Origin of the sequence: Paenibacillus sp. FSL R7-0302, assembly GCF_038006885.1 — a bacterium.
Lineage (GTDB): Bacteria > Bacillota > Bacilli > Paenibacillales > Paenibacillaceae > Paenibacillus_AQ.
This window is the reverse complement of the sequence record NZ_JBBOWB010000002.1, coordinates 335426-356576: the sequence shown is the minus strand read 5'-3', so window position 1 is coordinate 356576 and position 21151 is coordinate 335426. Positions and strand designations below refer to the sequence as shown.

Annotated in this window: 21 protein-coding genes; 14 read left to right on the top strand and 7 right to left on the bottom strand. The window is 52.4% G+C overall.

What is annotated here, in order from left to right; translation table 11 throughout:
• Nucleotides 1-5 precede the first annotated feature (5 nt).
• Genes MKY96_RS27250 through MKY96_RS27240 form a run of 3 tightly spaced genes read left to right on the top strand, consistent with a single transcriptional unit; the run spans nucleotide 6 to nucleotide 2430 of the window.
• Entirely contained in the window at nucleotides 6-1016 is a 1011-nt protein-coding gene (locus tag MKY96_RS27250; protein WP_036723621.1) for an ABC transporter ATP-binding protein, read from the top strand.
• Nucleotides 1013-1930, top strand: coding sequence for an ABC transporter ATP-binding protein (locus tag MKY96_RS27245; protein WP_340945296.1), 918 nt, complete (start codon nucleotides 1013-1015; stop codon nucleotides 1928-1930). Before MKY96_RS27250 ends, MKY96_RS27245 begins: the two co-directional genes overlap by 4 nt.
• A gap of 53 nt (nucleotides 1931-1983) precedes the next feature.
• A complete protein-coding gene (locus MKY96_RS27240) occupies nucleotides 1984-2430 on the top strand; it encodes a hypothetical protein (RefSeq protein ID WP_340945295.1) in 447 nt (148 codons plus the stop codon).
• Between the two features lie 57 nt (nucleotides 2431-2487).
• Here the strand turns inward: MKY96_RS27240 and MKY96_RS27235 are convergent, their stop codons facing one another.
• A complete protein-coding gene (locus MKY96_RS27235) occupies nucleotides 2488-3327 on the bottom strand; it encodes an SDR family oxidoreductase (RefSeq protein ID WP_340945294.1) in 840 nt (279 codons plus the stop codon).
• Nucleotides 3328-3562: 235 nt separating this feature from the next.
• Here MKY96_RS27235 and MKY96_RS27230 point away from each other — a divergent pair, with 235 nt between their 5' ends.
• The 6 genes from MKY96_RS27230 (at nucleotide 3563) to MKY96_RS27205 (ending at nucleotide 11263) form a co-directional block, all read left to right on the top strand.
• Nucleotides 3563-4597, top strand: a complete 1035-nt coding sequence (locus tag MKY96_RS27230) for an AI-2E family transporter (RefSeq protein WP_340945291.1) — start codon at nucleotides 3563-3565, stop codon at nucleotides 4595-4597.
• A gap of 119 nt (nucleotides 4598-4716) precedes the next feature.
• On the top strand, nucleotides 4717-5733 hold the full coding sequence (locus MKY96_RS27225) for a S66 family peptidase (protein WP_340945289.1): 1017 nt from the start codon (nucleotides 4717-4719) through the stop codon (nucleotides 5731-5733).
• Between the two features lie 250 nt (nucleotides 5734-5983).
• Complete coding sequence (locus MKY96_RS27220) at nucleotides 5984-6868, top strand: DegV family protein (RefSeq protein ID WP_340945287.1); 885 nt, start codon at nucleotides 5984-5986, stop codon at nucleotides 6866-6868.
• A gap of 15 nt (nucleotides 6869-6883) precedes the next feature.
• Nucleotides 6884-7447, top strand: a complete 564-nt coding sequence (locus MKY96_RS27215; protein ID WP_340945284.1) for a hypothetical protein — start codon at nucleotides 6884-6886, stop codon at nucleotides 7445-7447.
• A gap of 222 nt (nucleotides 7448-7669) precedes the next feature.
• Nucleotides 7670-10543: an S-layer homology domain-containing protein gene (locus MKY96_RS27210; protein ID WP_340945282.1), complete on the top strand. Its 2874-nt coding sequence runs from the start codon at nucleotides 7670-7672 to the stop codon at nucleotides 10541-10543.
• 186 nt (nucleotides 10544-10729) lie between these two features.
• Nucleotides 10730-11263 (top strand): helix-turn-helix transcriptional regulator, encoded by a 534-nt coding sequence (locus tag MKY96_RS27205; RefSeq protein ID WP_340945280.1) that lies wholly within the window; start codon nucleotides 10730-10732, stop codon nucleotides 11261-11263.
• On the opposite strand, the gene MKY96_RS27200 is transcribed toward MKY96_RS27205, so the two are convergent.
• On the bottom strand, nucleotides 11260-11880 hold the full coding sequence (locus MKY96_RS27200; protein ID WP_340945276.1) for a flavin reductase family protein: 621 nt from the start codon (nucleotides 11878-11880) through the stop codon (nucleotides 11260-11262). The genes MKY96_RS27205 and MKY96_RS27200 overlap by 4 nt on opposite strands.
• A gap of 95 nt (nucleotides 11881-11975) precedes the next feature.
• On the opposite strand from MKY96_RS27200, the gene MKY96_RS27195 reads away from it, so the two are divergent.
• Nucleotides 11976-12665 carry an ArsR/SmtB family transcription factor gene (locus tag MKY96_RS27195; RefSeq protein ID WP_340945274.1) on the top strand — a complete coding sequence of 230 codons (690 nt, stop codon included), beginning with the start codon at nucleotides 11976-11978 and terminating at the stop codon, nucleotides 12663-12665.
• Between the two features lie 15 nt (nucleotides 12666-12680).
• On the opposite strand, the gene MKY96_RS27190 is transcribed toward MKY96_RS27195, so the two are convergent.
• Nucleotides 12681-13124: an SMI1/KNR4 family protein gene (locus MKY96_RS27190; protein ID WP_340945271.1), complete on the bottom strand. Its 444-nt coding sequence runs from the start codon at nucleotides 13122-13124 to the stop codon at nucleotides 12681-12683.
• Between the two features lie 108 nt (nucleotides 13125-13232).
• Nucleotides 13233-13643 (bottom strand): hypothetical protein, encoded by a 411-nt coding sequence (locus tag MKY96_RS27185; RefSeq protein ID WP_340945269.1) that lies wholly within the window; start codon nucleotides 13641-13643, stop codon nucleotides 13233-13235.
• 237 nt (nucleotides 13644-13880) lie between these two features.
• Between MKY96_RS27185 and MKY96_RS27180 the strand changes: the two genes are divergently transcribed.
• From MKY96_RS27180 to MKY96_RS27165, 4 genes are all read left to right on the top strand, one after another.
• Nucleotides 13881-14573: a response regulator transcription factor gene (locus MKY96_RS27180; RefSeq protein ID WP_340945265.1), complete on the top strand. Its 693-nt coding sequence runs from the start codon at nucleotides 13881-13883 to the stop codon at nucleotides 14571-14573.
• Nucleotides 14570-16042: a sensor histidine kinase gene (locus MKY96_RS27175; RefSeq protein ID WP_340945264.1), complete on the top strand. Its 1473-nt coding sequence runs from the start codon at nucleotides 14570-14572 to the stop codon at nucleotides 16040-16042. The genes MKY96_RS27180 and MKY96_RS27175 overlap by 4 nt, the downstream gene beginning before the upstream one ends.
• A 103-nt stretch (nucleotides 16043-16145) precedes the next feature.
• Nucleotides 16146-17267 (top strand): TolB family protein, encoded by a 1122-nt coding sequence (locus MKY96_RS27170; RefSeq protein WP_340945262.1) that lies wholly within the window; start codon nucleotides 16146-16148, stop codon nucleotides 17265-17267.
• 114 nt (nucleotides 17268-17381) lie between these two features.
• Nucleotides 17382-17618, top strand: coding sequence for a DUF6953 family protein (locus MKY96_RS27165; protein WP_042231904.1), 237 nt, complete (start codon nucleotides 17382-17384; stop codon nucleotides 17616-17618).
• A 138-nt stretch (nucleotides 17619-17756) separates the two neighbouring features.
• On the opposite strand, the gene MKY96_RS27160 is transcribed toward MKY96_RS27165, so the two are convergent.
• The 3 genes from MKY96_RS27160 to MKY96_RS27150 are packed head-to-tail and all read right to left on the bottom strand — an operon-like array spanning nucleotide 17757 to nucleotide 21119.
• Nucleotides 17757-18839: a mannose-1-phosphate guanylyltransferase gene (locus tag MKY96_RS27160; protein WP_340945260.1), complete on the bottom strand. Its 1083-nt coding sequence runs from the start codon at nucleotides 18837-18839 to the stop codon at nucleotides 17757-17759.
• Nucleotides 18832-19938, bottom strand: coding sequence for a glycosyltransferase (locus MKY96_RS27155; RefSeq protein ID WP_340945258.1), 1107 nt, complete (start codon nucleotides 19936-19938; stop codon nucleotides 18832-18834). Before MKY96_RS27155 ends, MKY96_RS27160 begins: the two co-directional genes overlap by 8 nt.
• Complete coding sequence (locus tag MKY96_RS27150) at nucleotides 19938-21119, bottom strand: glycosyltransferase family 4 protein (protein WP_340945255.1); 1182 nt, start codon at nucleotides 21117-21119, stop codon at nucleotides 19938-19940. The genes MKY96_RS27155 and MKY96_RS27150 overlap by 1 nt, the downstream gene beginning before the upstream one ends.
• Between the last annotated feature and the right edge of the window lie 32 nt (nucleotides 21120-21151).

The window sequence follows — 21151 nt, the reverse complement described above, 5'->3', positions numbered from 1 at the left end:
ACATCATGACTGAACGGCTGCTGACTGTTGAGAATTTACAGGTTTCCTTCGCTACCCGGGACGGGGAGAATCAGGCCGTCCGTGGAGTTAGCTTCCATATTGATGCGGGTGAGACCGTAGGCATTGTCGGGGAATCCGGCAGCGGCAAAAGCGTTACAGCCAAGGCGGTCATGTCACTGATCACACCGCCGGGGCATATGACTGCCGGGAAGCTGGAGTTCCGCGGCAAGAGCCTGAAGGGGCTTACGGAGAAGCAGTGGCGGTCCTTGCGGGGCAACCGGATTGCGATGGTCTTCCAGGACCCGATGACCTCGCTGAATCCGGTCAAGCGAATCGGCCAGCAATTGACAGAGGTTATCCGCAGACACCGGGGACTGGATAAAGCGGCGGCGTATACCGAAGCGGCGGAGCTTCTCCGCCAGGTCGGCATCCGTGATCCGGAGCAGCGGCTGAAGCAATATCCGCATGAATTCAGCGGAGGGATGCGCCAGCGGGTGATGATCGCGATGGCGCTCTCCTGCCGCCCGGAGCTGCTGATTGCTGATGAGCCTACCACCGCGCTGGATGCGACCATCCAGGCGCAGATCCTCGATCTGTTCAAAGAGCTGAAGGAACGGGGAGATACAGCTGTTGCGCTTATTACCCATGATCTGGGAGTAGTAGCCCAGGTCTGCACGCGCGTCATTGTCATGTATGGCGGACTGGTTATGGAGGAGGGGACGGTGCAGGATATCTTCTACCGGCCTCAGCATCCGTATACGCAGGGCTTGCTGCGTTCCATACCGAAGCGCGGCGGCGGTGAACGTGAGCGGCTGATTCCGATCGAGGGCACACCGCCCGATTTGCTGAATCCCCCGCCCGGCTGTCCGTTCATGGACCGTTGTCCGCATGCCTTCGCCCGCTGCAGTGAACGTCCTCCGGTAGTCGAGTTTGCACCGGGGCACCGCTCGATGTGCTGGCTGACCGAAGGTACAGAAGAGAAGACAGCAGTTACAGCGGGGAGGGATTTCACTTGAGCGAGCGCAAGGTGCTTGTAGAGGTTAACAATCTGAAGAAGCATTTCCCGGGGGGCAAGGATCTGCGCGGACGGGATAAGGGTGTACTTAAGGCTGTGGATGGGGTCAGCTTCCAGGTTCGTCAGGGCGAGACCTTTGGACTGGTTGGTGAATCCGGGAGCGGCAAGTCCACGGTCGGGCGCTGTCTGCTCCGTCTGTACGATTATACGGACGGCGAAGTGTTCTACGACGGGCATCCGCTAGGCAAGCTGGGTGAGAAAGGGCTGAAGCCCTTCCGCAGGCGGATTCAATCGATTTTCCAGGACCCGTATTCCTCGCTTAATCCAAGCCTGAATGTACTCGAGCTGATCAGTGAGCCGATGCGGATTCACGGTCTCTATCCGGGCGAAGAGCGCAAGGAAGCGGTGGCGGAGCTGCTGGAGAAGGTGGGGCTGAAGCGGGAGCATCTGTACCGCTTCCCCCATGAATTCAGCGGCGGGCAACGCCAGCGGATCTCCATTGCACGGGCGCTGTCGGTCCGGCCCGAGTTCGTCGTCTGCGATGAGCCCATCTCTGCGCTGGATGTCTCTGTCCAGGCCCAGGTCGTTAATATGCTGGAGGATCTGCAAGCCGAGTTCGGGCTAACCTATCTGTTCATCGCCCATGATCTGTCGATGGTCCGTCATATTGCCGACCGGATCGGCGTGATGTACGGCGGCCGGCTGGTGGAGGTGGCTCCAAGCGATGAGCTGTATGATCATCCGCTCCATCCATACACCAGAGCACTGCTCTCCTCCATTCTGGAGACAGACCCGATGAAGGCCAGCCGCAGAATCCAGCTGGAGGCTTACCCGGCTATGCGCGGGACAGAGGAAGCCGCTGCACTGCGGGAAGTGAGTCCCGGACATTATGTGGCCGGGGAATATGCAGACTAATGCTGTGAACGAATCTTAGGAGATACACATCTGTGAATCAAGGAGGAGATACAATGACAATACCGACTAGCAAGGTCAAATTATCACAATGGGATGCCCTTCTGCTGGAATCGCTTCGCGCGCTGTCCGGATCTGATGAAGAGCTGCTGCGCAGAGTGAGCGAAGGGGATCTGCCAGCCGATGAGAGTAAATACGAGTTCGATTACGGGCAGTTGTCTGTCCTTGCAGAGGAACAGCCGGAGGGATTCCGCCGGGCGGTTCTGGAAGGCTACCAGATTAAATACAATACCATCCGCGGCATCCGCAGCTGGATAGAGGTTGCGCTGGGTATTGAAGCGAAGCTGGAGCTTGCGGAGGGGCAGGAAGCGGTGGAAGCGGAATTCACGGAGGCTGAACGCGAACGGCTGGAGGATGTGTTGTCTTACGGCTGGGCGGTCACAGGCGGGCCTGCCGGGGACGGCAGTACCGGAACGTACCGGATCGAGCCGATTCAGCGCTAGAATCTGATAAGGGAAAGCCACAACAGCCGCTCCAAGAATGGGAGCGGCTGTTTACATTTACATATTCAACTGAATTCTGCGCGTGCTTAGTACGCCTTCCAGTCCGGTAGGGTCAGTGCTGACCTTGCGGGCCACGAAGGCTTCGGCCCGCTCCGAGGTGCGCAGGCGCAGCGGCTTGGTCTCAAGCTGCACCAGCTCCCACATCACATCCGCTACGGATTCTGCACTCTGCGGCTCCACATTGCGCTCCAGGAAGGCCGCTCTATAAGCATCCAGAATCGGCTTGTACTCGTCTTCCAGAACGCCGCCGGTGCTGGCGACATGCCCCATTACGGTTGAATTGAACTCCGTAGCAATCGCTCCTGGCTCCAGCAGGGTGATATCGATATTGAACTGCGGCTTGTAATAGGTGGCCAGACTCTCCAGCAGCCCTTCCACTGCGAATTTGCTGGCGCAGTACACCTCGTTCATCGGTTGCCCGACCAGTCCGCCGACACTGGAGGTCGCCACAATATGGGCGTAGCCAGTCTTTTGCAGCAGCGGCAGTGCAGCCCGGATCGTATGCATGACCCCGTACACGTTGGTATTGAAGACATCCTCGATCTCAGGGAACGGCGCCTGTCCAAGCGCTCTCAGGTAGCCGAATCCGGCATTGCAGAATAATAGATCCAGCTTGCCTTGCTCCGCTTCTATCCGGTCAATAACCTGCTGAATACTCTCCGGCTGTGTTACCTCCAGCTCTACGAACTGCAGACCCTCCACGTTCTTGTACAGCTCCTGTTCACGCTTCAGATGGCGGGTTCCGGCGTAGACCGTCCAGCCCTCATGGGCGAACTTCAGTGCAGTGGCAAGGCCGATGCCGGAGGATGCTCCGGTGATACAGATTACTTTGTTCATACCAGCTTTCGCCTCCATTAGTTTGAACTTCATTGATTTGGACCTGTTGACAAAGGTATAAATGTTCCAGTTTTGCCCACATTATAGCATATAGTAATAGAGCTTCCTGTAAATCGACATAAAGTTCGTGGTTTCGCGGGAATTGGGCGATGCCAAAGTTGCTATAATTGTTTTCAGTACGGTACACTATAATAAAAATCTTATCTGTCAGCGAATGGAGAGGAACAAGGGAACAATGGAAGTATTCAAGCGTTATGTCGCCAATTTAACAGTCCGGCGCTTCTTGATTCTGGGATTGATTGGACTGCTGCTGTACAGTATCAGGGATATGCTGAATCTGGTGCTGCTGACCTTCCTGATCGCTTATGTGATGAACAGCTTTCAGGTGCTATTGAGCAAGCGGATCGGCAAATTCGTGAAGGTAAACAGCAAGGTCATCATCATTATACTGTATGTGGCGCTGATCAGCATGATCGTCATGGCACTCGTCAAATATATGCCCAAGGTATTCTCGCAGATCAAGCAGTTAACCACTTTTCTCGGCACGCTGACCGCCGATGATATCCCGCAGAATGAGATTATGCAATACTTGTTCCGAAAGGTCAAGGAGCTCAACTATCAGAGCTATTTGAACCAGGGGATCGAATACGTCTTCAAAATCAGCAACTGGGGCACCACCTTCGTCCTGTCCACGATTCTAAGCCTTGTCTTCATTCTGGAGAAGAACCGGATCGTCAGCTTCACCTCCCGCCTGAGAGACAGCAAGATCTCGTGGTTCTATGTGGAGCTGGAGTATTTCGGCAGAAAATTCATCTCCTCCTTCGGCAAGGTCATTGAAGCACAGATTCTGATTGCGCTGTTCAATACTCTGTTTACCGTGGTCGGGCTGTGGGTGCTTGGTTTCTTTTTCGAGCCGTTCCCGTATCTGTTCGCCCTCTCCATTATGATCTTCATGCTCAGCCTGATTCCGGTCGTCGGCTTTGTCATTTCGCTGATTCCGCTGTGCATTATCGGCTATAACACGGGCGGACTGATGCTGACGATCAACATTCTGGTGATGATTGCCCTGTTACATGTCATAGAGGGCTACTTCCTCAACCCGAAGCTGATGTCTTCCAAGATGAACCTGCCGATGTTCTACACGCTCGTAGTGCTGTTGTTCTCTGAGCATTATATCGGGGTATGGGGACTGATTCTCGGGATTCCAATCTTCGTCTTTTTCCTGGATATTCTGGATATCAGCCGGGACAATAAGCCTTCGCTGGAATGATAGACCGGGCTGGATAAACTGTAAGCAATAGCAACGTATACACGTATATAGGCGATATTCAACCTGCTGAAGGTTCGGGTATCGCCTATTTTCATATTAAGCATTGGAGGAGACATAAGATGATCAGATATCCCGTGTTAGAAGCAGAAGCCGTAATTGGTGTAACTGCACCCTCATCAGGAGTGGGAGAGGAGCTACGTGAGCTGCTTGAGCTGGCTGTAGAACGGCTGCAAAAAAGAGGGTACGGCGTAGTATGCGGACCGACAGCATGGACACAGGAGAAGGCCAAATCGGCCCCGGCTGCTGTACGTGCCGCTGAATTCAACGCGATGATGGCCGATGAGTCCATCGGACTCGTCGTGCCTCCCTGGGGCGGGGAGCTGCTGATTGAGATGCTGGAGCAGGTGGATTTCAGCAAGATGAAGTGTAAATGGATTCTCGGGTATTCAGATATCAGTGTGCTGCTGCTGGCTGTCACTCTGAAGACCGGGATTGCCACTGCCCATGGCACGAACTTCATTGATCTGCGGGGAGAAGAGACAGACCCGACAACCGCCATGTGGGACAAGGTATTATCCACACCAAGCGGCGGTTCTGTCATTCAGCAATCCTCACAGCAATACCAGCTGGAATGGGGAGGCGGAGAGCCTTCGCCCCATGTGTTCAATCTTACGGAAGCGACGAGCTGGAAGACGGTGGGTAACCAGACTATCACCATGCAGGGCCGCCTGCTGGGCGGCTGCATTGACGTCATCCGTCATTTGATCGGCACGCCGTATGGAGAGGTTCGGCATTTCCAGCAGCACTATATCCATAATGAGCCGATTCTGTGGTACTTAGAGAACTGTGAGCTGTCCGTGACCGACCTGCGCCGCTCCCTGGTACAGATGAAGCTGGCGGGCTGGTTCGAGCATTGCAGCGGACTTATGTTCGGCCGGAGCGCGGCTAACCGCCCTATGGATAACTACACCGTAGAGGATGTCTACCAGGAGCTGGCCGATGAGCTGGGCCTGCCGGTCACATACGACATCGACTGCGGACATCTGCCGCCGCAGGTTACTTTGATCAACGGGGCCTATGCAGAGGTAGAGGTTGGAGAGGGCAGGGGAACGGTGACGCAGTACTTCCGGGATTAGAGAAACATTAGTATGATGCTCGTGCTGACTCTAATTTCCACTCTTCTCATACCATAATCAGTCCGCTCTTAAACAGGTATATTCGTCATATATAATGTGAATTTATGTCGAATTTAGTTGAAAAAAAGTGCTGGGATTATTCAAGGAATGCGCTACGCAGGCTTGGCATCCTGTATAATTTATGAATATACAGACAGCCATAGCTGCCGATTTCTGAGCAGTGAATCCCTCACGAAAGAGAGTAGTGACTATGAAATCCATCGCCTGGGTAACTGACAGCACCAGCACCATTGATTCTGAATTCGCCAAGAATAACCATGTGTATATCGTTCCCCTCCGTCTAATCGTCAATAATGAATGTTATAAAGAAAATATAGATATTAACGCCGATCAGTTCTATGAGAAAATGCGGCAGCATGACAAGGTAGGCAGCTCCCAGCCGCCGATTGGCGAGTTCGTGGAATTGTACGAGCGTCTGAAGGAAGAGTATGACGAGATTATTGCGATCCACTGTTCCTCCGAGCTTAGCGGGACCTTCAACACCTCGATGCAGGCAGCGGATATCGCTGGAGTGAACGTAATTGGTATCGATTCCAAAGTAGGCGCGTACCCGATCCGTGAGATGCTTCTGCGCGGTATTCACTGGCAACAGGCAGGCTGCTCTGCACAGGAGATCAAGAACAGAATTGATAATATCATTGAGGAAATGTCCTTCTATATCATCCCTGCCAGCCTGAGCCAGCTGCACCGCAGCGGACGGCTCTCCGGATCTCAGTTCCTCCTCGGCCAGCTGATGCGGATTCATCTGCTTCTGAGGTTCGATGAGGGCAAAATTGTCGTCGCCGATAAAATCCGCACCTTCAAGAAGACAAAGCAAAAGCTGCTGGAGACCATCCACGAGGAAATCGGCCGCTTCCAGGATGTATGTATCATGCACGCCAACAATAGAGAAGAGGCACTGAGCCTGGAGTGGGCCATTAAGGCCATGTCCCCTTCGGTGCGTACAGAGATTATGACCTTTGTCCCGGTGGTAGGTGCTCATATGGGCGAGGGAACACTGGCGCTGTCTTGGATTAACCGTACGGCCCTGAATAGTATTGATGCTGAGGATGAAGTGCTGGAGTCTGTGCTCTAGAAAAGGAGCGGAACGATGTTCTTATATCATTACTATGATGCATCTGTGGGTCCGTTTGTCAGCCTATCCGATTTGCCGGGCGATCAGGCGAGGGCCGTGCTGGAGACGATTAAGCAGACCAAGCCCAAGGCTCAGAGCGCCCAAAGAAACGATAAGTATATAGACAATCGGCGGAACTGCGAGAGCATCATCCGGGCGGAATTTATACGTAAGGGCGGTCTTGTCCAGCGGTCCTCCCCGCATTATATGGTAGTTGAACACAGTCCGTGGCTAAGCACTTGGTTCGAGAATGGCGCATTCCTTAAGATCCCGGTTGAGGAATTTGATGTGAACACGATTTCTTTTACCTATGGGGACTCCATGCCGACCTTCAGCCCGCTGATTAACGATGGCAAAGAGTACAGACACACTCTGTATACCTATCCCGAGATTGTGAGCATCATTAACAAGTACGGGTTACCGCAGCATTGGAACAATGACGGAAAATACGGCCCCGAGCGGTACGTCGAAGCGCATGTCTGGAGCGATGGGGCGGTTAGGCGATATCTTGGTGAGCGGAGCTTATTCAATCCGCTTTAATCGTAATTTAGGCTATCAAGCTTATGCTTGATGGTCTTTTTTGATTTTCTTCCTCTAATATTCCAATTTATACAATTTCCTAGTATCAATATACATAGTAAATTTACATAGTCCTATTGTAGAATCAAGAAGTTGTCGAATTATGGAGCGATATTCCATCCTTGGAACTCTGTAGGGCGATGGTTTTTTGATTTTTTTATAAAGAAAGAGGGGGAAGAAATTTTGTTATTCCAAGCAGTACGTCGTAAACTCAGTCTGGTGATTGTAATTGCCCTGCTAATAAGCAGCCTTACGCCACATCTGGTGTTCGGGGAGTCCGCGCAATTGAAAGATATCGCAGGCTCTTATGCCCAGAAGGAGATTCAATCCTTAACTGAAGCAGGAATTATCTCGGGGTATGGAGATAACACCTTCAAACCGAATAAGGCTATGTCACGCGCCGAACTGGCGAAAATTATAGTCCTGTCCCTTGGACTGGAAGTAAGTGGTGATCAGGCCGCACCATTCAAGGATGTTGCCGTTACCAGCTGGTATCGCGGTTATGTAGGTGCGTTGGTGAAGGCAGGCATCACAGAGGGGACATCGGCGAGCACGTTCAGTCCTGATTCGAGTGTAACCCGGGAAGAGCTGGTTGTATTTTTCATCCGGGCCTTTGAATTAGATGAAACGGCGAAGAAGCTTCCGCTGGGCAGTAAGCTGTCGGATATGTCAGAGGTGTCTGAATGGGCAAAAGCTCAAGTATCCCTGGCCTTCAACAACGGGTTCATCAACGGGGTAGAGGGCATTGACGGCACGCTGAAATTCAAACCTAAAGAGCGCGCAGAGCGCCAGGCTCTGGCTCGTCTCGCATATGAGTTCAAGACGAATAAGGCACTATATGTTGAGAAGTCCAAGCAGCTCCTTGCTGAAGAGACGAACAATGTTAAGACTCCGGTGGTTACTCCGGCTCCCACAGCGACACAAGCTGTCCGTGATACATCTGTGACTGCTCCAGCAGCCCCGGGTCCAGGAACGCCAGCATCGGCAACACCTGCACCTGCAACACCGGCACCAGCGGAGCCGACTCCAGCACCCGCAACACCGGCACCAGTGGAGCCAACTCCAGTACCGGCCAATGCTCTCCAGATTGTAGTGAAGGGGGAGAGTACAGATGCTATTTATGCAGAAGAGTCCACTGAAGTTATTTTCCGTACAACGCTTAATGCGGCAGAGACAGTAACTGCAAGTGTCTATCAGATAGATGACAGCGGCAAAGTGATGTCACAGATCACCCTGCTGTACGATGATGGTTTAGAAATTCATGGAGACAGCCTTGCGGCAGACGGACTCTATAGCGGCAAAGCAGCATTAACTGAAAATACAGAGGGCTACATAAATCTGCAGGCCTTTGTTGGAGAGGTGCCTAGCAGTGCAGTCTTTAAACTGTCTGTACTGAAGCATCTTACAGATGAACAGCTTGCACAAACAGAAATGATTGAAAATAATACACAGAGTAAGCTTGATCAACTGGCTGCTTCTAGCAGTAATTTGCAAAAGGCCAAGGAAGAAACAGTGGCTTGGCTTCAAACCCAGGACGAAGTAGTGCATGCAGGAATATCGGGTGAGGGAGGAAGCATCTGGTATTTGCTGGACAACGGGATTCTGGGCGGAATCTCCTCGGCCCCTGAGAATACAAAAGGATTAAGCAACACTGCAGAGGAGGCCGCTCCCAATAACGCACTGACGGCGCTCACGCAAGATATGGAACAAACCGTAGCTACCATAGGAAGCCAACAGGTTGTTGTGGTTTCTCCGTTCTCCAGCACACTTCCATCTTCGACGGTGTATGACGCTGTATATCAAAGCTTCGAGCAGTCGAATTACCCCTTCCTTGTGGAGAGAGTAAAGGACAGTGCAGCGGGCGTTAACTTCTTCAAAGGACTTAATCAGTATGGTGTTGTGGTCTTAGATTCCCATGGGGATACGTACTATGATGAGATTGTGCTCCAGACATTCCATGATAAATACGGTGTTGATTTCAAATATGCGGGGCCGCAGGCCATATTCCTGACCGGAGAGAAGGCAACCGCAGAGAACAACAAGACCTATGAGCTGGATCTGAAAAAGGGCAGACTGGCTATCATATCGGGCTATTATGCGATTACGCCTTCCTTCATTACACGGTACAATGATATGCTTCCCGGTACTATTGTATATAATGGCAGCTGCCGCAGCGCATACAACGATTCCATGTCGGATGCGTTCCTCAACAATGGGGCCAGCACTTATTATGGTTACACCGATTATGTGAAGCTTGCTTATGATCAGGCCATTGCTCCATCCGTATTCAATGGCTTGAATAATGAGAATATGACAACCGGACAAGCTTTTGAGGCAGCAGTGGCTGCTCACGGAGCCAGTGACGGGTTGGCAGCATTCGTCATGAAAGGAAGCAGCATTGGTACGAAGACCGAAGGGATCATCAACGGAACCTTTGAGAACGGAAAATGGACCGGCTGGAATGGAAACGGAGATGTCCGGGTCATCTCAAAGCTGGGGCCGCTTAAGCCTACAGAGGGTAACTACATGGCGATTATCAGTACTGGCCTTGGGTTTGAAAACAATGATAAGGGAGGATATGACTACAATTCAAATAGTTATATCGAGCAGAGCTTCATGGTCCCGGCCGGAGCCACAACCTTGTCGTTCGATTACAATTTCATTTCTGAGGAGCCGAAGGAATACGTTGGTTCCAAATATAACGATACCTTCAGAGCAACAGTAACCTCCAGTGTATACATCAATCCGGCTTCCCTCGTGACCTCACACTTGAATGACGGGCCTACGGTGACGTCCAGTGTCTACGGACAGGAATCTGTGATTGTCGGTAAGGAATCCATTAATGAATCCACAGAGTATTGGATTGATGCGAATAAAGTAGACGTTAATTTCTACGGCGGGGATGATACGGCCTACATGACGAATTGGAAGCATGTCCAATTTGATGTGAGCCAATTTGCCGGCAAGGGCTCCATTGTCCTCCGGTTCCATGTATGGGATCAAGGTGACAGCATCTATGACACGGCAGTACTGATCGATAATGTAAAGTTGAAGTAACCGTAAACGGCTGGATCAGGGAACCTGACCAGCCGTTTTTTTATGGAATGAGCATTCAGGATCACTATATAGCCTTGTGCAACCCAGAGTTGCAAAAGAAATTTAGAATACTCAACTTAAGCTCGATTTCGATATCAGCATCTCTATGCTACTATTGGCTGTGTTGAGTGATAGTAGAGTGGAGGTGTGTTCACGTTGATAGATAATAATAAAGCCGGGCAGAATATATTGAACTTAAGAAAGGGGCTATCCCTGACTCAAACTGAGCTAGCCAGCATATTGGGCGTAAGCCATCAGGCGGTTTCCAAATGGGAGCAGGGAGACTGCCTGCCTGATATCGGGGTATTGCTGAAGCTTGGACGGGTCTTCGGGAAGTCGGTGGAGGAGCTTCTGTTAGGGGAGAGCGTTAGCGGCGGTTCAGCTTCTGAGACAATTATAAGCCCTCCCATCGGGCTGCCGGATGAGGTCTGGACTGAGGCTTTGGAGCGTATCCAAGACCGCATCTCGCCGCCCAGCTTCAACACCTGGTTCAAGGGCACGAAGGGGAAGCAACTGGGGGAGACTTACTGCGTCTACAGTCCGAGCCGTTTTGCTGCAGAATGGTTATATCAGCGCTATTCCACTTTGATTGTACCGATTCTCGAAGATATTACAGGCACATCCAGCCTTAAGGTCGAGTTCTGCTCTATGGGAGCATGGGACACCAACCGTAAGGGTTAGGTTTCTGCCCGGTAGGTTTTGCCGAGCTGATGACCCAGACCAAAATAATGGCGGAAATTGTAGATGAGCGGACTCCATTTCAGAGGATCGATATGATTGTCATCGATAATAATATCCTGGTGGGCATGTACATGAACAGCTTGCGCCTCAATGATTGCAAAGGCAGGCGAATGATCGGGTATGCGAATATTTTGTATGCTTGCTTCAATTTGTAACGGACACTCCATAATTCGTGAAGGCTTAACTGTTTTGGACGCCACGGGTGTGAGTCCGCTGGCAGCATATTTATCCTTTTGATAGGAGTAGCCATGTTGTTGCTTGTAATCAGGGACTGGATTCTTGCCCGTATAGGGAGCAAGCTGCTCCACATTCTCCCACAGCGATGGACCGGGGATGTTAATGACGCATTCGGGGAGCCGTTCCAGGTTCTCGATGGCTTTTCCTCCAAGACCAACCCCTAGTACTATACAGTCTCCCAAGGCCCAGGAGGATGAAATAGGACTGATATTTACGGTATCATCCTCATTCAAGGTGTTCAGTAAGATGACAGAGGTTCCATAATATAAAATCTTGGGTTGTATCGTTTCAGTGTTCATCATTTGCTTCGTATGGTCCATTGTATTTCTCCTCCCCTATTGTAGATTCTACTTCAGTGTATAATATAAATAATTCAACACTCATCGAAGTATGGAATGCATAAAGGAGGGTTAGGATGCAGGCAAATCCGAATGTTGCTATAATCGCAGCTCTAGTGAGTGAAGCTTCACGGGCGGCAATATTAACTGTTTTACTGGATGGAAGGTTCCATTCGGCGAGCGAGTTAGCATATATGGCAAGAATCAAGCCTCAAACGGCAAGCTTTCATTTAGCGAAAATGATCGATGCTAACGTGGTTACCGCTCTGAAACAAGGGAGACATCGTTACTTTGCGATTGGAGATCAAGAGGTTGCGCGGGTGATGGAATCCTTATTGTCTATTGCTCCGCCCGTGACAGTTAAGTCTTTAAGGCAATCCTCGCAGGACAAGGCGTTGCGTTATGCCAGAACATGTTATGACCATCTCGCCGGGAATGTGGGGGTGCAACTAACTGATGCATTGCTAAGCAGCGGTATTTTACTTGAAGAAGAGGACAGGTACACGGTGACGGAGCGTGGGGAGCGATTTTTTGCCGATTTTGGCGTTGATTTGAACGAAGCTGCAACGAAACGCCGTCTATTCTCACATCAATGCCTGGATTGGAGCGAACGCCGCCACCACCTGGCCGGAGCCCTGGGAAATGCCCTGCTGGAGAGAGTCTTGGAGCTGGACTGGGTCCGGCGTCTGCCTGGTACACGTGCGGTACAAGTCACCGATGAGGGGAAGGCGGGCTTTGAAGAGGTATTCTCGTTGGATTTGAATTAGGTGCAGGGAATGAAGCTACCACTCCATAAAATTCTCTTCAATCAGCCCAGCGAATGATTTCGCGATCACCTCGCAGTCCCCGTTATCATGGTCGATGAGCAGCACGCGGCCTTCGGGGTCAAGCAGGATTGGGTTGCCCGAGCCGTCCATGGAAAAGACTGCACTTCGTGCAAGCAGCCCGCTCATAGGGGTATCCTTGTAATCCTCGCGGAAGGACAACGTTAACTCAGTCACACTCTCCCGTCCGATGGAGGAACCGTTGCTGAAGGCGTGTACGGATAATCCGGCATAGGCGCCGCCAAAGCTTCGGATGAATTGAACATAATCCTGATCCAGCGACAGACCCAGTTGCTTCTCTGCCTCAGCGATTTGTTCCTCTGTTGCCGGTGTACCGAGCAGACTCTGATTCCCCTCTTTGGTTAAAAAAAGCTGCAAACGTTCCATTAGCGCATCATTCATAGCTAGTCCTCCTCTTTTAAGAATATCTATTCATCATAACAAGAGCGGCACCCGAGTCAATAGCCCGGGTGCCGCTCTTGTGGATATTCGCTATTTCAAATGCTTCACTCACCCAAACGAAGTTTCGACACTCTGCGCAACAATCTCCCTGAGCTCAGCCTTCTGTGCGTTGAACTGCTGCGGGGTGATGCTGCCGCTGGCGAGTCTGGCTTCGAGCTGCTGGGTCAGCTGCTTGACCTGGAGGTTGATGACCTGAGTCACGTTGCCGCCATTCTCTTCTGCGATGTTCCGCAGGGATTTGCCTTCATACAAGGCGTCGTATAGCTCTTCGTCAGAGGTGGAGTTCAGGTTCAGGGCGTCCAGCAGCTCATCGGTATCGGCCACATCAGAGGTGGACCATTTGGCGACAGGTAGGGTATGTAAGGCCGGCTTACCCCAAGCCGTTCCTCCGAACGACATGGCTACAATCATGGTTCCTACAATCATTACACGCTTAATATTCATATGTTTTATATTCATGTGTATAATCCTCTTTTCGTGGTTGGTTATATGGGTCAAGGTTCATCATTTACGGCGGCTAGCGAAGTTCAGCTAAATACAGTTTACCCAACAATACTGAAATGAAGCTTAAGTCTTCTTAAAGATAACCTAAACTTTACTTCCAGCTGCCGGTTCCTTGCTCCGGCTTCTTCATCTGCGTTATTCTTGAAGGGCATTGCCGAACCGAACAAGCGAGAGCGGAAGGATGAACCGTCTATGAAAAAAATACTGGTCGTCGATGACGAACCGGCCATTGTAAGTGCGATTGCCTACGCGCTGCGGCGTGAAGGCTATGAGGTCGATACTGCCGGTGACGGGGAGGAAGCGCTAAGCAAGGCGAATACCTTCCGTCCGAATGTGCTGGTGCTGGATGTAATGATGCCGAAGCTGAGCGGTTATGATGTCTGCCGCAAGCTGGAGGACCGGGATGATATTGGAATCATTCTGCTCACTGTCAAGAATGATATTGTGGATAAAATTGTCGGTCTGGAGCTGGGTGCAGACGATTATATGACTAAGCCCTTCGAGATCCGCGAGCTACTGGCCCGGGTGAAGGCGCTGCTGCGCCGGCTGGAGAAGAATACGGCCGAGCTCCGCAGTGAGCTGATCGAATACGGCCTCTTGCAGGTTCATCCGGACCGGCGCAGCGCCGAGCTTGGCGGAGAGCCGCTGGAGCTGACCCCGAAGGAATTCGATCTGCTGCATCTGCTGCTCTCACACCCGCAGCGGGTGTATATGCGCGAGGAGCTGCTGGAGCAGGTCTGGGACATGGACTATGCCGGAGGAACGCGCACCGTGGACATTCATATCCAGCGGCTGCGCAAAAAGCTGGGCGAGCCCTACCAGAATATCCTGCAAACCGTCTACGGTGTAGGCTATAAGGCAGTGCCTGCGGGGAGCTACTCATGAGAATCAGCATCAAGCTGAAGTTCAGCCTGTTCCTGGCGGTGCTGCTGATTCTGGCCGTCGGCGTGCTAAGCTACTTCGTCCTGCGCGGTGTGGAGCGCAACGAGCAGGGCCAGACGGAACGCAGTCTGGCCCAGCATGTTAACACGGTCAATCTGCGCGTGAAGCAGACATACTATACCGGTGCGCGCCTTACGCCGCAGGTCTTCATGCAGCAGCGCGGCAAGGCGCTGGCTGCCGAGCTGGCCGGATTCACCGGCCTGGAGGTGACCCTGTACGACAGCCAGGGCCAGCAGGCGGGCACCTCGGCGCAAGGCGAGCCGAGGCTTGGGCCGGGCAAGCCGGATCTCAGTACGGCGCTGGACTATGCGCTGAATAACAAGGTCGCCTACCAGAGTGAAGGCGACAAGCTGTTCTACCTGGCCCCGCTGCAGGGACCGGAGGGGCAGATGGGCGTGGTGCAGCTGCAGTACTCCCTGGAGGGTGCCCGAAGCTTCCAGCAGACGCTGCTGAATCTGTTCCTGACCACAGGCGGCGCGGTACTGGTGTTCAGCTTCATCCTCGGGTATCTGTATTTCAACCGTGCGGCTGCCGCTATCGGGCGGCTGAAGAAGGCGGCGGAGGATATCCGCGGTGCCGACTATATCACAGCTCCGCCGGTGCGGCGCAAGGATGAGCTGGGGGAGCTGGCCGAGGGCATCTACTTCATGAGCCGGGAGATCGAGCGCAGCATTGCCGCTAAGGATGAAGAACGGCGCAAGCTCCAGCTGGCCGTGGAGAAGCTTCAGGCGCTGGAGCAGCAGCAGAAGCAGTACATCGGGAACATCAGCCATGAATTCAAGACGCCGCTGACCTCGATTAAGGCGTATGTCGATCTGCTGAATATGTATGACGATGACCCCAAGCTGCTGCATGATGCCAAGCTGAGTATTGCCAAGGAAACAGAGCGGCTGTACGAGATGGTGGAGAAGGTGCTGCAATTGACGGCGCTGGAGAAGTATGATTTTGAATCCCAGGCAGAGCTGCTGGAGGTTGAGAGTACCCTCAGCGATATCTGCGGACGGATGAAAGGCAAGGCAGAGCGCTACGGCCTGACAGTCACGCTTGACGCCCAGCCTGCGCATATCTGGATCGACCGGGAGAGCTTCATGCATATCTTCATCAATCTGCTGGACAATGCGATCAAATATAATGTCCCGCAGGGGAGTATCCATCTGCACAGCGAGGTCAGGGAGCAGCGGGTATGGATTACTGTGCAGGATTCCGGCATTGGTATTCCAGAGGCGTCGAGGGAGAAGATCTTCGAAGCGTTCTATACGGTCAACCGTGACCGTTCCAGAGCGTCAGGCGGCACAGGGCTTGGACTCTCGCTGGTCCGTAATCTGGTGGAGAAGCAGGGCGGCACCATTGTTCTGCTGGAAGGCTCAGGCGAAGGGGCAGCATTTGAGCTGTCTTTTCCGCTGGTGACCTGAAGGGATAATGTTTACAAGTTAGATATATTTGCGATGCGGTTTGGAAATAAGCGTCCGGTAAGCTGAAGAGGCAACATGAGCGATGAGCTGGAGGGAAGCCTGAATGAATCATAAGAGCCATAGAGCCTGGGGCAAGATCTGGAGCATTCTGCTCTGCGGAGCTGTTCTGCTATCGGTTACTGCCTGTAGTACTGAGAACACAGACACACGTGAGGTTGTAGAGAAGGCAGGCCGCAAAATTACAGTCCTCGACAATGTAAGCGAACCGGTCTATACGAAGCTGAAGCTTGCGGGCATACAGAAGGTGGAGGGTGTGCGGGGGACGGATTTTGCCGGCGAGGATGTCATGGTAGTGACCAAGGAGAACCGCAGTCTTCCCTCGCAGGTGATTGAAGGGCAGGAACGGTATCCGCTGAATCTCTATCTGCATACCCTGTCCACAGGTGAGGAAGCTCCGCTGCAGACGGGGGAGCTGAATTATGGCGCGCCGCAGCTATCTCCGGACAAGACGCATGTATTCTTCAAGGAGCTGTATGACATCACAGGCTTCGGTTATATTATGGATCTGTCCGGGGGTGCCCTGGTGAAGGTAAGCGATGCGGAGTTTCGGGTGGAGGAAGGGAAATGGGCGGATGACACGCATGTGATTTTTCCCGATATGGAAGGCAATATTCTAAGCGCAGATGTGACCGGCAAGCAGGAGACCCTCGTGAAGACGGGCATCCCTTATGTGCATGAGGTGGTTCAGACCGGCAGCCGGATTCTCTATGTTACAGGTGAAGACAGCCAGCTTAGCGCCTATGACACGGTGACGAAGCAGACCAAGGTGCTGCGTAAAAATGTGATCTGGGCGGTTCCCTCGCCGGACGGAAGCTTACTTGCGATTGTCGAGCGTATCGGACGCGGAGAGATGACCCTGCAGCTCTGTGACAGCGAAGGCAATGAGCAATCTAAGCTAGCTGCGGGGCAGCAGATCTTTGGCACCAGCTGGTCGCCGGACGGCAAGCTGCTGGCTTATGCAGTGACGGCGGCGGGTGCGACGGATGACCAGCAGGACCTGTTCATTACGGAGGTGGAGACCGGAGAGCAGACGCCTGTGCTGAATGATTTTCATCTGGCTGATCCTCTCCACTGGAGTCCTTCCGGCAAGAAGCTGCTGGCTACAGCTACAGTGCTGAAGGATAATATTTATCAGTTTCTGACCTATGTGGTTAGCCTGTCGTAGCTTTCTTATTCGCCAAAAGGTAAAGGCCGCTGGAATGGCGGAATCGACTGGCGGGATTCGTGGTATAATAGGGGAATGAGCAAGCAGGATGAACAGGAAGGAGCAGTACCCCCAATGGAAGTAACCGCACAGGAAGTGGCGGAGTGGATGGTGAAGGAGATCAAGTTCACAGGGACGTTACACCAGACCGCTGCGATTGAATACGTGAAAGCAAATTTCGGTGAGGAATTTGTATTCGTAAATGAGAACGGCAATGCCTCGTTATCCAAGGAAGTGAAGAAGGCCTTCCGCAAGCTGCACGGCGGCAGAATCGCCTGGGATCGCGACGGATTCTTGTGGGCCTGGACCTGAGGCTGAGCTCACAATAAGACCTGAACATAACAAAGGGAGCGTTGCTGATAACAGCGGCGCTCCCTTTGTATGCAAAGACGTACAATATTTATGTCTGCAGCACTTAATAAGAGTTTTTCATTGTAGAGGCAACAAATCTTATACGTACTCCAACATTCCCTTTTCCTTCAGCAGATCCACAATGTCTTTGACCGACTGTGCTTTATCCTTGGGGCAGATCATAACTGCATCCCCCGTGTCAGCGATGATGAAGCCGTCTACGCCGATAGTGGTGATCAGCCGCCCGTTGCCGTAGATGATGGAATTGCGGGTGTCGATGCCGACATGATTCGCTTTGATGATGTTGCCTTCATCGTCAGGCGGGAAGATGGAACCGAGCGCGTCCCAGCTGCCGATGTCATTCCAGCCGAACTGGCCGGACAGGACCACTACCTCGTCGGAACGCTCGAGAATGCCGTAGTCAATCGAGATGTTCTGCAGCAGCGGATAGATCCGGTTAAGGGTCTCCTGCTCCTGATCTGTACCGAGTGCATCGCGGATCGGCAGCATGGTATTGTACAGCCGCGGCAGGTAGCGCTTGAAGTTATCAATAATAACGGAGGTCTTCCAGATGAAGATTCCGCTGTTCCAGAGGTAATTGCCTGAGGCCAGATACCCCTGTGCCTTCTTGAAATCCGGCTTCTCCACAAATTCAGCTACATCGTATACGGCAACCGGCTTGACTGCGATGGGCTCTTTGTCATAAGCGATGTAGCCGTAGCCGGTGGACGGGAAGGTCGGTTTGATCCCGATCGTGACAATGGCATCACTCTCCATCGCTACCGTGCAGGCCTCATCCAGTGTAAGCCGGAACTGCGGTTCATCGGTAATATAGTGGTCGGAAGGCAGGACCACCATCAAGGAATCCCCTTCACTCATCTGCTGGATGGAGAAAGCGGCGAACAGGATGCTTGCTGAAGTATTCCTAGCCACAGGCTCGATCAGAATATTGCTCTTCTGCACACTGCTGTGCATAATGCTCTCCAACAGCACCGCCTGGGTGCGGTTCGTTACGATCACGGTATTCTCTTGCGGGATAATGCCCTTGAAGCGTTCAATAGTATCGTTCAGCATAATGTCGTTGCCGCTGATGTTCAGCAGCTGCTTGGGAATTTCCTGTCTGGACAGCGGCCAGAAGCGGGTGCCGCCACCCCCTGCAAGTATTGTTGCGTATTTATCCATGATGAGTCACCAGATGGGCAATCGAGAAGGATATAATGCTCTCCGATCCCTGATTGAGGTTCAGCCCTGAGCTGTGAATCCCGTCGTAGCAAGCCCCGGTCTGGGGATCGATCAGGCTGAGCTGCAAGGAGTTATTCCCCGTATACCAGGCATAGCATAAGTCTGCCTGATGCAGATAAGCAGGGTCCTTAAGCACCGTGGCAGCTTCCCGGCAGGCCAGCAGCATCTCGCAGGCTTCGATCGGCTGCTCGTCATAGAGAGCAGGCTTGCCGCCCCGCAGCAGCCAGCCGTGGCTGCCAATGGGCTTGTAATAGCCTTCCGGCGCGAAGGTCCGGGAGATCAGGAAATCGAGGCTTTCCTTAGCCGTGATTCTCAGCGCCGGATTGCCGGAAATCTTGTAAGCCTTAAGCAGCGCCCAGGGCAGCATCGAGTTCCCGTACGTAAGGCTGTCTTCATACCAATTCCAGCCTTCGCCCTTGGTGAGATTGTATTGGTCATTCAGCCGGACGGCGATCGATTCGATCAGCCCGCCAACGATAGCTTCAGGCAGGAAGGCCTGTTCTTCTTCTGTGCTTGGTGTATGCGGATAAGGGAAGGAGTAAGTGCGTGCTCCGGGAGTTTTGAGCAGGTAGCTAAGTCCGACAACGGCATAGGCCAAGGCCCGGGGAGAGCGCATTCCGCCGATATGCGGCAGCGCCTGGTTGATCAGATAGCGGCAGGTATTCAGCAGGTTATCCGGCAGAATGGAAGAATAGGCGAGTACGAAGCCCAGCGCCCAGAGGGTACGCCCCTGGCAATCCTCAGAGCCGCGCTCTTCCAGGAAGGAACGGTTATAGTCCATGAAATTCCGGAAGTTGCCTTCTTCAGTCTGTGCATGGTGGACGAAAGAGAGGTACGTATGGATCAGGTCGAGGGAGGCGTTGTCCTGAGTCTTTTTGTACATCAGCACAGCTGCGATTAAAGCCCGAGCATTGTCATCGGTGGTGTAGCCTTTGGCACGGTCGGGCACGCCGAACTTTGTATGCTGAAAGATTCCTGTATCATCGGTGATCCGGCGCATATAGTCAGTTCTGAACTGTGACGCTATAGGTGTCTGCATTAAATCACACTCCGGTCAGCCGGGGCGCGGAGGGCTAGGAGATCCTGAAAGATGGCCGCGTAGGTCTTCGCAACCTCACTCCACATCATCGTACTGCCAAGCTCCTGTGTACGCTGCTCCATATCCTTAACCTTGGCCGGATCATCCAGCAGCTCCAGAATACAGGCTTCGAGGGAAGCCGAATCACGGAAATTCGCCAGCAGGCCGCGGCCTCCGGCAAGCATCTCTTCGGCATAGCGGTAAGGAGTGGAGATAATCACTCTGCCATATCCGACGCCGTAAGCAAGCGTGCCGCTGACGGCCTGATCCTTGCCCAGATAAGGAGTCATATAAATATCGGACATCACCAGGGACTCGATGACCTCTTCCTGGGTCAGCAGCTTGTCGACGAACAGCACATTATTGACCAGGTCTAATTCATGCACCAGATCGGTCAGCTTTTGACGGTATACTTCACCTATCTCCTGTTTGACGACCGGATGGGTCTTGCCCCAGATAATATATAGCGCGTCCGGATGCTGCTTCACTACTCCGCTCATAGCCTCAATGGCATATTCAATGCCCTTGCCGGGACTCAGGAAGCCAAAGGTCGACAGGATTTTGCGTTCGCCGAACTTGTACTGGAGCTTCAGCTCTGCACGTGTGGAGGTCTGGACAAACGGAACGCCGTGATGAATGAAAGCTATTTTGGCGGCATTAATATGATAGACAGAGATCAGATCCTCTACTGTGGACTGGGCCATGGTCACCACCTTGACGCTTCCTTCGGCGAGCCGGGTGATGATCTCATGCTGCTTGGGAGTAGGCTTGGTTAAGACAGTGTGGAAGATAACCACGTAAGGGACCTGAAGCTCTTCTGTGAACTGCAGCAGATATTCGCCGCTCTCTCCGCCATAGATGCCGAATTCATGCTGAATGACTAGCAAATCGGTATCTGACTGGTTGATGTCTCTGGCTGATTCTATATAATCGGATAGCTGATGTTGGTTAATTTCCCGCATGACCTGATCCGTGTAACGGTAGTTCCCGTTGTTATTCATGGCGATGATGCGCGGTTTGTTGAAGCCCTGAAGCTTCGTGAATTCATCCAGCAGATCCTGGGTGAAGGTAGCAATTCCGCATTCTCTAGGCAGGCTGGTGGACAGGAAAACAATGTTTTTATTGCGGTTGCTGTGGTTCATAATAGAAAGCCTCCCTATTGATTATCGAACTT